12 protein-coding genes are annotated in these 15710 nt (G+C 52.5%); 7 read left to right on the plus strand and 5 right to left on the minus strand.

Annotated elements, in window-relative coordinates:
- Positions 1-8: 8 nt before the first annotated feature.
- From ACFOLF_RS27045 to ACFOLF_RS27075, 7 genes are all read left to right on the plus strand, one after another.
- Positions 9-1211, plus strand: a complete 1203-nt coding sequence (locus tag ACFOLF_RS27045) for a hydroxyacid-oxoacid transhydrogenase (RefSeq protein WP_210045526.1) — start codon at positions 9-11, stop codon at positions 1209-1211.
- Positions 1212-2189, plus strand: coding sequence for a 2-hydroxyacid dehydrogenase (locus ACFOLF_RS27050; protein WP_210045527.1), 978 nt, complete (start codon positions 1212-1214; stop codon positions 2187-2189).
- A 356-nt stretch (positions 2190-2545) separates the two neighbouring features.
- Positions 2546-4309, plus strand: coding sequence for a sensor histidine kinase (locus tag ACFOLF_RS27055; protein ID WP_210045528.1), 1764 nt, complete (start codon positions 2546-2548; stop codon positions 4307-4309).
- The gene (locus ACFOLF_RS27060; RefSeq protein ID WP_210045529.1) at positions 4306-5931 is read left to right on the plus strand and encodes a response regulator transcription factor; all 1626 of its coding nucleotides are present in this window, start codon (positions 4306-4308) and stop codon (positions 5929-5931) included. Before ACFOLF_RS27055 ends, ACFOLF_RS27060 begins: the two co-directional genes overlap by 4 nt.
- 105 nt (positions 5932-6036) lie before the next feature.
- A complete protein-coding gene (locus tag ACFOLF_RS27065) occupies positions 6037-7773 on the plus strand; it encodes an extracellular solute-binding protein (protein ID WP_210045530.1) in 1737 nt (578 codons plus the stop codon).
- A gap of 100 nt (positions 7774-7873) precedes the next feature.
- Complete coding sequence (locus tag ACFOLF_RS27070; protein ID WP_210045531.1) at positions 7874-8773, plus strand: ABC transporter permease; 900 nt, start codon at positions 7874-7876, stop codon at positions 8771-8773.
- A gap of 21 nt (positions 8774-8794) precedes the next feature.
- Positions 8795-9679, plus strand: coding sequence for a carbohydrate ABC transporter permease (locus ACFOLF_RS27075; RefSeq protein WP_210045532.1), 885 nt, complete (start codon positions 8795-8797; stop codon positions 9677-9679).
- A 164-nt stretch (positions 9680-9843) separates the two neighbouring features.
- Here the strand turns inward: ACFOLF_RS27075 and ACFOLF_RS27080 are convergent, their stop codons facing one another.
- From ACFOLF_RS27080 to ACFOLF_RS27100, 5 genes are all read right to left on the minus strand, one after another.
- Complete coding sequence (locus tag ACFOLF_RS27080; protein WP_210045533.1) at positions 9844-10104, minus strand: HPr family phosphocarrier protein; 261 nt, start codon at positions 10102-10104, stop codon at positions 9844-9846.
- A 1-nt stretch (position 10105) separates the two neighbouring features.
- A complete protein-coding gene (gene ptsP, locus ACFOLF_RS27085; protein ID WP_210045534.1) occupies positions 10106-11836 on the minus strand; it encodes a phosphoenolpyruvate--protein phosphotransferase in 1731 nt (576 codons plus the stop codon).
- Between the two features lie 209 nt (positions 11837-12045).
- The gene (locus tag ACFOLF_RS27090) at positions 12046-13191 is read right to left on the minus strand and encodes a mannitol-1-phosphate 5-dehydrogenase (RefSeq protein WP_210045535.1); all 1146 of its coding nucleotides are present in this window, start codon (positions 13189-13191) and stop codon (positions 12046-12048) included.
- Positions 13188-13625, minus strand: a complete 438-nt coding sequence (locus tag ACFOLF_RS27095; protein ID WP_210045536.1) for a PTS sugar transporter subunit IIA — start codon at positions 13623-13625, stop codon at positions 13188-13190. The genes ACFOLF_RS27090 and ACFOLF_RS27095 overlap by 4 nt, the downstream gene beginning before the upstream one ends.
- Positions 13626-13628: 3 nt before the next feature.
- Complete coding sequence (locus tag ACFOLF_RS27100; protein WP_210045537.1) at positions 13629-15692, minus strand: BglG family transcription antiterminator; 2064 nt, start codon at positions 15690-15692, stop codon at positions 13629-13631.
- Between the last annotated feature and the right edge of the window lie 18 nt (positions 15693-15710).

Consider the following 15710-nt stretch of genomic DNA (forward strand, 5'->3'; position numbering starts at 1 on the left):
AGGCGGACATGAAGAACTATTGGGATTTTTATTTGACGGAAAGAATCGTATTCGGAAACGGTTCGATTATGAGGCTGGATGCGGTTTTGAAAAGGCTGAAGGCCCAAAATCTTTTGCTTATAACAGACCAGGGGATCACAAAGAGCGGCCTGACAACGAAGGTCGCCGGCCTCCTGCAGGATTGGGGATATCAACTGATCGTTTATGATCAGGCGGTACCCGAGCCTCCGGTCGAGAAGGCGGTCGAATGCTACGAGTTTGCCAAAGCTCAGATGAAGATCGACGCGATTATCGGATTGGGCGGAGGGAGCAGTATTGATCTTGCCAAAATCGTTGCCTTGCTGCTGGCGCAAGGGGGGCATCCGAGGGATTATTTTGGGGAAAATGCAATCGATCATCCCATTGCTCCCCTGATCGCAATTCCCACAACCGCGGGGACCGGCTCGGAGGTAACCTCCGTTGCCGTTGTAACCGATACGGAGAATAACATCAAGGTGGGGATTTCGAACAATTATTTACGTCCATCCGTTGCTTTGCTGGACCCTGAATTGACGCTTGAGCTGCCTCCATACGTGAGCGCATGCTCAGGAATCGACGCTTTGTCGCATGCGATAGAAGCCTATATGGCAAAGGACTTCAAGTATATTCAAGCAGAGGGTGAAATTTTATTTCAGGGCTCCAATCCCATCAGCGACACATTCGCTTTACAGGCGATCGAGCTGCTGTATCACAATCTGGTAACGGCTGTGCAGCAAGGAACAAATTTGGAAGCCAGATCAAACATGCTGTTAGGCAGTCTGTTTGCCGGGATCGCGTTCTCGAATGCGGGAACCGCTCTTGCTCATGCGCTGGCTTATCCAATAGGCGGAGCTGCCAAGTCGCCGCACGGGGAGATAACGGGATTGCTTCTTCCCTATGTGATGATGTTCAACGCCGAGGTGCAGGGCAAGAAAATGTCGCTTATAGCTGAAGCCTTTCATTTGAACTGCAGCCAGCTTGAGTCCAGGCAGCAATCCTTGCTGGTTGCTGACAAGGTGCTCGAGCTGTTGAAATCGATTGGTCTTCCCACGAAGCTTTCGTCTATCGGGGTGAAGAATGAGAGTCTGCCCGGCATTGCGGAGAAAGCGCTGCAGATCGACAGGTTGATTCGGAATAATCCGCGTGTGCCAACGAAAGAAGGATTGATTGCGCTGCTGGAGGATGCTTATTAAATGGAAATCCGAAAGAAGATTGTTATTACGAGGAAACTGCCGGACCCAATCATTCAGGAACTCGACGAGAGAAATTACCGCATTCATATGTGGCCGTCCGAGGACGACCCGATGCCCTACGACAAGATTGTGAAAGAAGCCGCTGAAGCGGATGCGCTCCTTACTAACGTTTCCGATCAAATTGACAAGCAGGTCTTGAGTGCCGGCGCAAAGCTTAAAATTGTCAGTACGATGGCTGTTGGATACAACAATATCGATATTCAGGAAGCTTCAAAACGAGGGATATATGTGGGACATACGCCGGATGTATTGACAGAAGCCGTTGCAGATCTGACATTTGCGCTTCTCCTGGCAGTTTCCAGAAAAATCGTGGAAGGGATGGCCTTTATTAAGGCGGATCGCTGGAATAGCTGGGGGCCGATGCTGCTGACAGGACAGGATGTCTGGGGTTCGACTTTGGGGATTATCGGTATGGGGCGTATCGGTGAGGCCGTTTCCCGAAGGGCAGCCGGCTTCGGCATGAATATCCTGTACTGCAATCGAAACCGGAAACCTCAAGCGGAGCAGCAGCTTGGCGTCGCTTATGCCGAGTTGGACGACCTGCTCACCAAATCGGATTTTGTTGTCATGCTGGCGCCCTCTACTCCGGCGACCCACAGAATGTTGGGCGAAAGGGAATTCCATTTGATGAAGCCCAATGCCGTTTTCATCAATACGAGCAGGGGGGAGAACGTTGACGAAGCGGCATTGTTTCATGCTTTGAAAAATAAACGGATATGGGGAGCGGGGCTGGATGTATTTGAACAGGAGCCCATTACATCCCGGCATCGTTTATTTGGTTTGGAGAACGTAACGCTGCTGCCTCATATCGGAAGCGCCACCATCGCAACCCGATTGAAAATGGCCGGCATTGCCGTACAAAACATTAAGGCAGTCCTGTCTGGCGGCAAGCCGGCACACTGCGTAAATGAATTTTAACGTATCAGTCTTACAGCAAGCACCATGACAGGATGGCGGGGATTTTGGGTAAAGCTTCAACAACGGTGAAAGATCATGACGGCAAGTCGTAAAGCCGGTCATTCTTTCTCTGCGATAATTGCCTGTAAAATATAGGTTATTGCTTAAGTCTCCCATAGATTTTGGGAGATTTTTTTTTGACCTTATAGCGAGAGAAAGGTACGGTCTATACAATTGATTGGCGGTGCGATATGGTTTGTATAGAGGTGGTTGGTTTGAATATGTAATCGAATGATTTCATGTTCAGCATCCGCCGTATGAGGATCCAAGTCAACAAGCAGAAGCAGTCACACACGATCCAGGATTGGAGTGGGAGCATGAACATATGGAACAGGATGACTTCATTGTCGATATACCCTAAGCTGGTGCTAACCTTTCTGGTCATACTCAGCCCGATGTATCTGATCAGCTGGCGGATGAATGACGCCGGTTCGGGCACAGTGGAGAAGGAAATTACCCAGTCGCTGCTGTCGCGGACTTCCTTGTACGTGAACATGCTGGAATTCGACCTGAGCCGGGTGATCTCGCTGCTGCAGGAGTATGTCAATGACGAGGATCTGCTCAAGCTATCCTCCTCCGCGGAGGTTATGTCCGAGATCGAGAAGATGCAGGCGCAGCTGGGCCTGAAGAAACGACTGGATATCCTCAAGCGCTCCAGCAAGTTCGTTGAAAATGCAAGCGCTTTTATTCCGTCGATGAACCGGACGGTATCGGCAAACGATAATATTTTCACCTCGTTTAATGAGGATCAATTTCAATCACTCGCGAAGTCGACCAATCGTTTTGAGTCTCCATTCCTTGTGTGGCAGGACCGGATATTCATCAGCTTGCCTTATCCGGACCCGGCTGTCTCCAGCGATCAGAAGCCGGTGTTCCTGCTGACAGTGGAGATTTCCCGGAAGGAGCTGGCCGATGTCCTCAAGGAGTTCACCAATGAAGGGGGCGGCGCTATTCTGGCCGGGGAGGGAATGTCCTGGACGGTCAGCGGAACACGCAATGAAGCCGATGCCGGGATGCTGGAGGAGGCGGGGATGAGTCATGCGGCAAGCGCCGCCCATGAAGCGGAGATCCGCGAGGTCACGCTGAAGGATGACCCGTATATGGTGGTTTCGAAGTCCTCCACAAGACTTGGCATGACGCTGTTCATGTATATTCCCAGCAAAAGCGTGACCGCATCGCTTGATTCCTACCGGTCCTGGTTCTCTGCCCTGTCCATTGCCTCGATATTTATTGTGCTGCTGTTCTCCTACAGCATCTATCTGATTATCCACCAGCCGCTCAAGAAACTGGTGAGGTCCTTCAGGCGGATTGAGCAGGGTCATTTCAATCTGGAAATGAATTATCCGCTCAAGGATGAATTCGGTTATTTATACGGGCAATTCAACGGGATGGTCAAGCGTCTGGATGTGCTGGTGCATGAGGTGTACGAGCAGCAGTACCGGGCGCGTACAGCCGAGCTGCGCCATTTGCAATCGCAGATCAATCCGCATTTTCTATATAACAGCTATTTCATTCTGTACCGGATGGCCATGCTCAAGGACCATGACAACGTCATTTATTTTACCAAGCATCTCGGGGAGTATTTTGAATTCATTACACGCGACGGGGCGGACGAGGTTCCACTGGAGAACGAAATCAAGCATGCGCGCACCTATGCCGAAATTCAGTCGGTCCGCTTCGGGAGCCGGATTCAAGTGGAATTCGATGAACTGCCGGAAGAAGCGGGAGCCGCTGCGGTCCCCCGTCTTATCCTGCAGCCTCTGATTGAGAACTGCTACAATCATGGGCTGGAGCATAAGCGAAAAGGCGGATGGATTCGTGTCCGCATCATCTGCTTGCCGGATAAGATCGTCATCATCGTCGAGGATAACGGGGGGACAATCGACGAGGAGAAGCTGCGCGAGCTTCAGAGCAAGCTTCATCAGGATGATCAGGCGCATGAGCATACGGGACTTCTGAACGTGCATCGCCGCATCCAGATCAGATATGGCGGCCTCGGAGGATTGACCCTCGAGACAGGTGAAGAGAAAGGCCTGAAAGTAACCATGACTCTGCCGAGGGAAGGGGAAATGCCGGGATGATCAGACTGTTGATCGTGGACGATGAGCCATACACTGTTGACGGCTTGTATGAAATGCTGGAAAATACCGCAGATCTGGAGCTTGAGCTTTATCGCGCCTATGCGCCGGAAGAAGCGGTGGAGTGGCTGACACGGACGAAGATGGATATTGTTTTGAGCGATATCCGCATGCCGGGTATGACAGGTCTGGAGCTGCAGAAGTGGGTGGTCAGCCAGTGGCCCCGCTGCAAAATTATTTTCCTTACCGGTATCCGCGAGCTGCAAACCGCCCAGGAGGCGATTCGGACAGGATCGGTCGATTATATTTTGAAAACCGAAGGCGACGAAGCGATTCTCCGCAGCATCCGCAAGGCGATGGAGGATTTGAGGGAAGAGACGCGGAGCGACCAGTTCATGCTGCAGGCCAAGGAACAGATGCACAAAGCGCTCCCCCTGCTGCACAGGGAATGGTTCACCTCCCTGCTGGATCCTCATTTTAGCGGCAGCATGGTTCAAGCAAGAATGCAGGAGCTGGACATCCCGCTGTCCCTTGACCTGGAACTGATCCCTGTAATCGGGCGCATTGACCGCTCAGAGGAGAATGCCGATTCTCGGGATCAAATGCTGCTTTTGTACGCGATTCAAAATATTGCGGCGGAGTTTTTTGAAACAGCCGTTTTTTTCTCCGTAAATCTGGATGCCAATCATCTCGTGCTGCTGATCCAGCCCTCTGGCCATGAAACACATGAAGTCAAGGCATGCCATTCGGCGGCTCTCTGGAGGAAAACAGGCTCCTTCGTTCAGGGAACGCTGGAATCGGTCCAAGAAACCTGCCTTCGCCTGCTGGAACAGCCGGTGTCCTTCATCAGCCCTGCGTACCCTGTAACATGGACGGGACTGTCCCGGGCGTACGCCAATATGAGGCATAAGCTGGTTCTTGGAATTGGAACGGGAGTTGGCATGCTCATGAGCGTAGATCCGCTGGACGAGGGCGGCGGCAGCGATCCGCTTCCTCCGGTCAGAATGATGATGGATAAGCTGGAGCGGCTGATGAACGAGGGGCTGGAAGAACCGTTTATCGAATACCTGAAGGAGGTGCTGGGCCGGCCAACCAAATTCGCTGATTATGTGCAGGTCTATTATTCGGTAGCGGCCCTGCTGCTGGCCCAGCTGGAATGGTTGAATCCCGGAACCGACGGAAGCGATATCGACCTTGAAGGCTTATTCAATCTATCGACACACTCTACCAGCGAACAGGCCGCCCAAACCTTCCTGACGCTGTCCTTGTTGATTCTTTCCCGGCGCAGGGAGCTTCAGGATGAACGGACTTCACAGGTGATCAATAAGCTGCACCAGCATATCTGCCATCATCTGGATGGCGATCTGTCGCTGACGAAGCTTGCGGAGATCGTGTATTTGAATCCGACCTATCTGTCGGTGTTGTACAAACAATCGACGGGGAATAATCTCTCGGAGTATATTGCCCGGATCCGTCTGGAGAAAGCCAAGGAGCTTCTGGAGACGACGCCGCTGAAGATTCATGAAATTGCGGAAAAGGTCGGCTTCGAAACCGCAGGTTATTTTACGCGTTTTTTCAAGAAGCGGCTGAATCTGACACCTCAGGAGTTCCGCGCCAAGACATGAACCAAACAGAAGATAACAAATCAGAACAGAGTGACATTTACGCATGTATGGCCTGCCCTTAAACTGGAAATATAGCAACCACACTAAATAGGGAGGTTCGAAAAAATGAGCAAGCCCACAAGATGGACGGCAATTCTGACGCTCGTATGTATTATGCTTTTTGTAACCGCTTGCAGCTCCGGCAACAATAAGGAAAGCTCCAATACAGCAGATGGAGGCAACCAGGCGACCGCAACGGATACGGAAACGAAGAATACGGATGGAACCGGCAATGCCGGCGCCAGCGAGCCGGAACCATATCTTGGGAAGTTTGATCCACCTATCGAGATTTCTACAGTTCGGATCGTCAACGACACCTATAAATATCCCGCAGGCGATTCCATAGAGAGCAATGTATGGACGAAAACGATCGAAGATAAGCTTGGCATCAAGGTTAAAAATCAATGGGTAGTCAGCGGTGACCAAGCGGGAGGACAGGGCGAGCAGAAAATGAATGTGTCCATCGCCTCGGGAGATCTCCCTGATTTTATCCCGGTAAGCTCCAAGCAGCTGCAGCAGCTGCAGGATGCGGGCGAATTGATGGATTTGACTGAAATCTATGAAAAATATGGTTCCCCTTTTCTCAAAGAAGTACTGAACCAGGACGGTCCTAACGCCCTGGCATCGGCTACATTTGACGGTAAACTGATGGCGATTCCAAGTACAGGCTCCTCGATGGACGGGGCGGCTATGGTATGGATCCGCAGCGATTGGCTGAAGGAGCTTAATCTGCCCGAGCCCAAAACGATGCAGGATATTCTGACCATCTCGGAAGCGTTCACCACGCAGGATCCGGATAAGAATGGGAAGGACGACACTTACGGCATTGCTCTAAACAAAGATTTGTACGGAGGCTTTGCCGATATCACCGGTTTTATGAACGCCTATCATGCTTACCCAAAAAGCTGGATTAAGGATGCGGAAGGCAGCGTCGTATACGGCAGCATTCAGCCGGAGATGAAGACGGCGCTCGCCGCTTTGCAGGATCTATACAAAAAAGGCCAGATCGACAAGGAATTCGGGGTCAAAGACGGCGGGAAAGAAGCGGAGCTGACGGCATCCGGCAAGCTGGGAATCGAGTTCGGAGGCATGTCGAATCCGCTGTGGCCGCTCGTTGACACCAAGAAGAATGACCCCACTGCAGAGTGGCAGTCATACGCTGTTCCATCCGCCGACGACAAGCCTGTGACCCCTCAGGTCGGCTTCGCGGTCGGCAAATATTATGCAGTTAAAAAAGACGCGAAAAATCCTGAAGCGCTGTTGAAAATGATGAACCTGTTTGTGGAGACCGGATGGGGAGAAACGACGACACCGGAGAATTATGCCGCACATTTCACAAGCGATGGCTTCGAATATCATAAATTCCCGCCATTCGTTGCCTGGCCTGCACGTAAAAACCTGGATATTCATCTTCATGTATCGGCAGCGCTTGACAGTAAAGACACATCTGCTCTTAATCCGGAGGAAACGGACAATTACGGTAAAATTGTTGCTTTCCTGAATGGCTCCAACGAGGATCCGCTTGGTTGGGCATACGACAAGGTTTTCGGCAAAACAGGCTCTTTCGTCATCATTAATGACTATGTCAACTCCGACAGATTGAAAATGACTGAATTCTACGGGGCGCCTACACCGGCAATGGTACAGAAGGAATCCAACCTGCAAAAACGCGAGCTGGAGGTGTTTACCAAGATTATAATGGGAGACCCCATCGATAGTTTTGATAAATTTGTTGAAGATTGGAAAAAGCTTGGCGGTGACGAGATTACGGCCGAGGTGAATGAATGGGCTAAAAACAAGTAATTGTCAGCCGGAATGAGGGGGAGAGTACCGTCTTTCCCTCGTTCACGGCATCCGCCGAATCACTTTTGGTTTCTATTAAATAACGTTGAGGAGGTGCCGTATGTCGCTGAAAAAATGGAGCGGACAGCTCCCGCTGCATCTCATGATCCTGCCGGGACTTATCCTCATTCTCATTTATCATTATGGTCCCATGTTCGGATTCATTATTGCCTTCGAGAATTTCGTGCCGGCCAAGGGGATTTTTGGCTCCAAATGGTCTGGACTCGATAATTTCCGTTATGTCCTGGAAATGCCGGAGACGAAGCTGATCCTTCTGAACACCGTCTACATTGCCCTAATGAAGATCGTAGCAGGCCTTGTCGTACCGATTATTACTGCGCTTCTGCTCAATGAGGTCAAGAAGGAGTTTGTCAAACGCGGTGTACAGACGCTGATCTATTTGCCTCACTTCCTTTCCTGGATTATTCTTGGCGGGATTCTGATTGATATCCTGTCCCCATCCAATGGGATCGTCAATCAATTCCTTGGCTTGTTCGGCATCGAGCCGATCTATTTTCTGGGCGATAATTCATGGTTCCGTTATGTGCTGGTGGCATCCGATGCCTGGAAGGAATTCGGGTTTAACACGATCGTGTATTTGGCGGCCTTGACGAGTATTAATCCGGCTCTCTATGAGGCGGCGATTGTCGATGGAGCCAACCGCTGGAAGCAAACGCTCAATGTTACGCTTCCGGGCATGGCGCCGATCATTATCCTTCTGCTCACGCTAAGTTTGGGAAATGTGCTGAATGCCGGATTCGATCAGGTGTTCAATTTATATAGTCCTCAGGTATACGAGACAGGGGACATTATCGATACCTTTGTTTACCGGATTGGCTTGATTGACGCCCAATATGGTGTGGCAACCGCGGTTGGCCTGTTCAAATCCATTGTGTCCATGGTCTTTATCTCACTCTCTTATTATATTGCGTACCGCTTTGCCAACTATCGCATCTTCTAGTTAAGGAAAGGAGCAGAAGCCATGGTAGAACATTATTCATTCAGCCGACGGATATTTATCGGCTTCAACTATCTGTTTCTCTGCCTGCTTTCTGTCATATGCCTGCTGCCGCTCATTCATGTGCTGGCTGTATCCTTCAGCTCCAGCGGTGCGGCACAGGCGGGGTTCGTCAAGTTCTGGCCGGTGGAATTCACACTCAGCTCTTACGAGTTCGTCTTGAAGAAACCGGCTTTTTTCAATTCTATCCTGGTGACCCTTCAGCGGGTCGGTATCGGTGTCGTCGTCAATATGGTGCTTACCATCATGGTTGCCTATCCGCTTGCCAAGGATAACAGGAAATTTCCGCTGCGCACGTTCTACGCCTGGTTGTTTGTAGTGACCATCCTGTTCAGCGGGGGCCTGATTCCGCTGTATATGACGATCAAGTACACCGGCATCATGGATACGATCTGGGCGCTGGTGCTGCCCTCGGCGGTGCCAGTCTTTAACGTCATCCTGCTGCTCAATTTCTTCCGCGGACTGCCGAAGGAGCTGGAGGAGGCGGCGTTTATTGACGGGGCGGGACACTGGACGACGTTATGGCGGATATTCGTGCCCTTATCCCTGCCGGCTCTGGCTACCATTACGCTGTTTGCCACGGTCAATCATTGGAATTCCTGGTTCGACGGGCTGATCTTCATGAATTCACCCGATCATTATCCGCTCCAGAGCTATCTGCAGACCGTTGTAATCAATCGCGACCTGTCTTTGGTATCATCCGCCGACATGGCTTCACTGGCTGAAGTGAACGACCGGACAGCCAAGGCCGCCCAGATTTTCCTGGGTGCGCTGCCGATTCTCATTGTCTATCCGTTCCTGCAGCGTTTCTTTATGAAAGGCATTGTATTGGGAAGCGTAAAGGAATAAGGACAATAAGTCTAGTTTGCAGAGAAGCTCCTCTGCGCAATCCAACGATCGCAACTGAGCGTTGATCTGCCGCAAATCGATCTTGCAACAAACAATAAAGTCAAAGAGGCAGGCTCGTTAACTGGAGCCCGCCTCTTTGGCTGCTAATCTCTAACATCTGAAAGCTATTCGTGAATTTGAACAAGCAGCTGGCCGAGTGTCTGCATGGCTTCCGCTTCCTGCTCGCCGTCAATCTCCAGGGTGACATCCTCCCCTGCGGCAATGCCCAGTGTCAGCATGCTGAGCGAGCTTTTGCCATTCACCTTCTTGCCTTTGTTGATGACCGTGATTTTGCAGGGAAAACCGCTTGCGGTCTGCACGAATGTCTTGGCCGGTCTTACATGGAAGCCGGTCGGATTCACGATGGTAAAGGTTTGAGTTTGCATCCTATTGTTTTCCTCCTTGCATATTCGCCTGAACGAAATCCTTCACTTCCTGCTGGCTGCCCATGGAGAGCGCCTGCTCGGCCAGCTGGCTCCAGGTGCCGAACGGGAGTCCGGCAACCAGTTCCCTTGTCGCAAGTATCGTGCCGGCGCTCATGCTGAATTCATGCAGCCCGAGTCCGAGCAGCAGCGGGACGGCCGCCGCGTCGCCGGCCATTTCTCCGCACATCCCGACCCATTTTCCTTCGCGCTTCGCGGCGCGGATAATCATCGCCACCAGCCGGAGAATGGAAGGGTGATGGGGCTGGTACAGATAGGAGACCGTCTCGTTCATCCGGTCGGCCGCCATCGTATATTGAATCAGATCATTGGTGCCGATGCTGAAGAAATCAACCTCCTTGGCGAACAGATCTGCCGCAATCGCCGCAGCCGGCACCTCGATCATCATACCCACTTCCAATTGCAAGTTTACCGGAATGCCTTCCGCAAGCAGTTTTTCCCGTTCCTCGCGAAGCAGCCGTTTCGCTTCCCGCAGCTCCTCCGGCACGGCTATCATCGGAAACATTATCTTGAGATTTCCGTATGAGCTTGCGCGCAGCAGGGCGCGAAGCTGTGTACGGAACAGGCTTTCATTCGCCAGGCAGAAGCGCAGCGCCCGAAGGCCAAGAAACGGGTTGCTTTCCTTGGGCAGATTCAGGTAAGGAAGCTCCTTGTCCCCGCCGATGTCCAGCGTGCGGATAACAACGGGCTTGCCCTGCATTTTTTCAAGCACATATTTATAGCTGTTGAACTGCTCTTCTTCCGTAGGCAGAGAGCTGCGCCCCATATAAAGAAACTCGGTGCGAAACAATCCGATGGCCTCCGCTCCGTTGTCAATGGCTTTCTGCACATCCTGTATACTGCCGATATTGGCGGCAAGCTCTATATGATACCCGTCGGAGGACACAGTCGGCTGATTCTTCAGTTTGCTCAGCTCAGCCGCTCTGGACTCGTACTCGGAACGTTTATTCTGATACCGCGTGAGCTCCTCCTCGCTTGGACCGATAATGGCTTCGCCCGCCAGGGCATCGATAATCATCTGCGTTCCGGTGGAGACCGCCATGATCTGCGCTCCCGCTCCGACAATAGCCGGAATATCGAGCGAGCGTGCCATGATGGCGGAGTGGGAAGTGCGGCTGCCGGCCTCCGTAATAAATCCTCTCACCATATCCGGATTGAGCTGGGCCGTATCCGAAGGGGTCAAGTCCCGGGCGATGAGGATGCAAGGCTCAGTAATGTCGGAGAGAGTCCGGGTGGAGCTGCCCCGCAGGATGTTGATGACCCGTCCGGTTACATCTTCAATATCGACTGCCCGGGCCTGCAGGAGCTCATCCTCCATCGCTTTGAGCGCCTGAATGAATGTCTGGGCGGTTTCATAAAGCGCATAAGGGGCGCTTGCGAGATCCGTCCGGATCTTGTCGATGGCGACATCGATCAAATCAGGATCCTCCAGCAGGAGCAGATGGCCCTCGAATATTTCGGCTTTCCCGCCTCCAAGCCGCTGCTCCGCCGATTCGCGAATCGCTTCAAGCTCTGTGCGCGCCTGCTGCAGGGCATGTTGGAAACGCTCTGTTTCCAGCTCTGCATCGGCAACTGTTTCAGGCTGCGGGATATACGCATCCGATTGAAGCCTGAACGCAGGAGCAATGGCATAGCCGGGTGAAGCCGGGATGCCTGTTATTAATAAGCTCGGCATGTTGGCATACCCTCCTTTTTAAGCTGAATCCTCTTGAAATATAAGAAAGATAAAATATCTCCATACTTTGCTCATTGAGGAAGAAACTAACTTTACCGCTAAAACACGGCTTCAGCCGTTTCCTCTATACTTAACGAATGGATAAGTTTCACTATTATCCATTAAAGAAGAAACTTACCTGCCCGTCAAAAGACGGCATCGCTTCTTCATTAATTCAACGCCTCATAGTGTCGCGCGATTTCCTGATGAACAAAGTGGGTCTCAGGAATTCCGGTATAAGTGGTGATAGTCGGATGCAGGCCATACCGGGCAAGGGACTCCTGAAGCTGTACAGCCTCAGGATCTTCCTTATAATTGAACCTTAGGGCGGCAGCCGCAGCCCGCGCCAGATGGGCAACCTCCAGACCGAGCGCGTGGGCGGCCAGTGCCGGACGTATAAGCCGGTCATCCGGCGACAGCTTGCGGACCGGGGAACGTCCCACACGTACAACCTCATCCATCAGATATGGATTGATGAACCGCGCCATTATGCTGCTGATATAATCCATATGCTCCTGCTCGTCGAAGCCGTACTTTCGGATCAGCATGGCGCCAGTCTCCTGCAATGTATTTCGGACTTCGGACTGAACGGCCTCATCCTTCATCGCTTGCTGAATTGTGGCGTAACCACGCAGGTAACCGTGATAAGCGGCGCAGCAGTGGCCCGTGTTGACAGTAAACAGCTTGCGTTCGATATACGGCTCCAAATGCGAAACAAGATGCATGCCTTCGATAACAGGGAAGCCTTCCAGGAGGGAAGAGCCGTCAACGACCCATTCATGAAAAGGCTCAACCGTAACCATCAGCGGATCGTCATGATGCTGAAGCGGGACGATCCGGTCGACAGCCGCATCGGGAAACCGGATAAAGCGGTCCGCAAGCTGCTGATATTCGGCTGACAGATGGCTGTACACATGGGCTTTGAGCTGCGTGCTCCCGCCTATGGCATTCTCGCAGGCAATGATATGCAGCGGGGCAGGGATGCTGCTCTGCAGGCGGAGCTCGATGCCTGAGGCTATCCCCGCGGCAATAGCTTTCAGAACCGGCAGCCCTACCGCCGTCGTCACCAAATCCGCCTCGGCTACGGCCCGCGTCACCTGATCGATGTCGTTTCCGTTAATGGCGGCAACCTGCCGTACGGTTGCAGCGTCCGAAGCGGCATTGGCAAGGATGACCTCGTACTGTTTCCGCGCATTAAGCAGATTGACAAGGTTTTCGTTGACGTCGACGAAGCTTACGGCGAAGCCGGAACGGGACAGCAGCAGCCCGATAAAGCCTCTGCCGATATTGCCCGCGCCGAACTGGACCGCCTTCATGCTTCCATACCCTGCTCGAAGATGCGGAGCAGCTCATCCTTGTCAGCGGTATGGAGAATGGTCTCAAGCGTGTCGTCATCAGATACAAGCTCGGCCACATGAGTCAGAATCTCGAGATGATCGTCGCCGGCAGCGGCAATTCCGATAATCAGGTAAGCGGGTTCCCCTTCACCGAAATCTATGCCGTCCGGAACAATGGCAATGGACATGCCGGTGGAGCGGATCAGACTTCTGGCATCATTGGTGCCATGGGGGATAGCAAGTCCCCCTCCAAGATAGGTGGACAGGCTGTCCTCCCGTTCAATCATTTTGCCGATATATTCGGCAGGGACGTGGCCAGCATCAACCAGCATCTGGCCCACAACACGGATCGCCTCATATTTGTCCTTCACCTGAACATTTAATTTTACTTTGTCTCTCGATAAAATGCTCACAGGTCAATCACTCCATTCCATTTTGTTTTGCAGAAAAGCCTCGAGCTCATGGGAGAAAAATTGCTGTATGGACGCCTTGTCTCCCTGCTCCAGCAGATGAATCAGCTCGCTGGACAGGAGCATGCTGCTGATTTCACTCAGCACCTCCAGGCTGTCGGAAGACAGCTTCAAGGGCGCAAGCATCAGCAGAATCTGATGGACAGGCTTCTGATCATCCAGCAGCAGCGGCTGATCCAGCGTGAACAGGCAGAGCACAGGACGCGGAACAAATTCGCTTCTTGTATGGAATAAGGCCAGCTTCGTGTCGGGAATGATCTGGCTGCCATACGATTCCCTCTCCAGCAGCTGGTTTACAATCGGTTCAATACGGTCGATGGCACTTCTGCGCCGCAGCCTGGCGCACAGACGGGATAAAATGCCCTTCAGATGAAATTCATCCGGAGGAATATCCTCGCGATAGCACTCGAATTGATCCAGAATGTACAGGATGATCGCCGAATACCGGCTCATCCGCCGCAGCCTCTCCAGTGCATCGCTGCTAAGAGAGCTCTCCTGTCTGACGGAGGGAAGACGGTTTAAGGTAATGGTCTGAATGTAGGTTCGCAGCTTAACCGCTTCCTCAGCCGTCAGCAGAGGGCTGATCTTGATATAACGGTCCGATTCAACCGGCAGATCGACGGTTGAAATAATCAGATCATACTGATCCTCCGGATATCGCGAAGCCTCGAACCAGGAAGCGCGTCCGATCAGATCAATCTGGGGAAGCTCTTTATTGATTCTGACTTCCAGCAGCTTGGATGAACCGATTCCGCTGGTGCAGACGAGAAGGGCGCGGACATGCCGCGGAAACTGCTTCAATCTCTCCAGCGAAGCGCCGAAATGCATGACCAGAAAGCCGATTTCCTCATCGGGAACGGACGGTTCGGCAACGGTGTCTTTGACTGCCTGCCTGACAATGAGGAACAGCTTCTCGTAATCCTTCTTGATCTGGGCTACCAGCGGATTCCGGATGGCGATCCCTTCGCGCAGACGCTGCAGGGCCGGTCCGGCATGACGGATCAGCCCGTCAAGCAGCGTGCGGTCCTGCATTAACTCTACTCCGAGCCTGTCTTCGACAATCCGGATCATCCGGACAATGGTGTCAGCCAGCTGCAAATTATCGGCCAGCAAAGGATTAATCACTTGCTGCTTATTCCAGTCAGCGAGCTGCTGCCCGATATAGGAGGCTTCTTCCGGGAGTGTGATGCCCATCATATCCACGAACATGCGAAGCCTGGCCTGCTCTCCGCTGTCCGCGCCTTCCATGGCCTGAGCTCCCGAAGCCTCAGCGGGGGAAATCGTTCTCCCCTTGCGGATCCGGGTCAAGCTGACCGACAAGGAGATAAGAAGCATCGTATAATCGGCTTCGGACAAGGTTGTCGGCCATTGATCCTCCAGCTGCCACAGGACCTTCTCGACTTTGAAGAAACTATCCTCTCTTCCGATCATATTCAGCAGCTCGCCAGACAGCGGATCGGCAGGCTGCTCATCGAACCGGCCGAATAATTCAGAATCGTCCAGTTGCTCCCTGGCGAGCCTTGCGATCGTTCCCCGGAGCGCAGCCTCCGGCCCGATAATTTGCACCCCGTATCCGCGCCGTCTGACCAGAGCGAGTCCCTGCTTGACGACCCAATCCTCGATTTCATCCAGATCGGCGGTGACGGTCGGAACGGCTACATGCAGATCATGGGCAAGCAGGAACAGCTTGACGGGTTCCGGGCTTTCCAGCAGCCAGCAAAGAATGAGCACCTTTCTTTCTCTTGCGGTGAAATGATCGGGATTCATCCTGGAGAGCTGCTGCTTGAAGGCTTCAAGTTTGTCCTGCTCCGCTTCAAGCTGGATGCCTGATCCGGATTTCTTAAGAAGAGAGATGCCGGCGTCCCTCAGGGCCTCCTCCACCTGAGCCAGCTCTCTGTGAATCGTCCGCGAGCTGACCTTGATGGCTTCGGCAATTTCGCCCGACGTCAGCTCGCCCTGCTTGTTAAGCAGCAATTCAATAATTTGTCGCTGTCTCTTGGATAGGTTCATCGGCATCAATCCTCGATC

The organism is Paenibacillus sepulcri, assembly GCF_042647105.1.
Taxonomy (GTDB): Bacteria; Bacillota; Bacilli; order Paenibacillales; family Paenibacillaceae; genus Paenibacillus_Z; species Paenibacillus_Z sepulcri.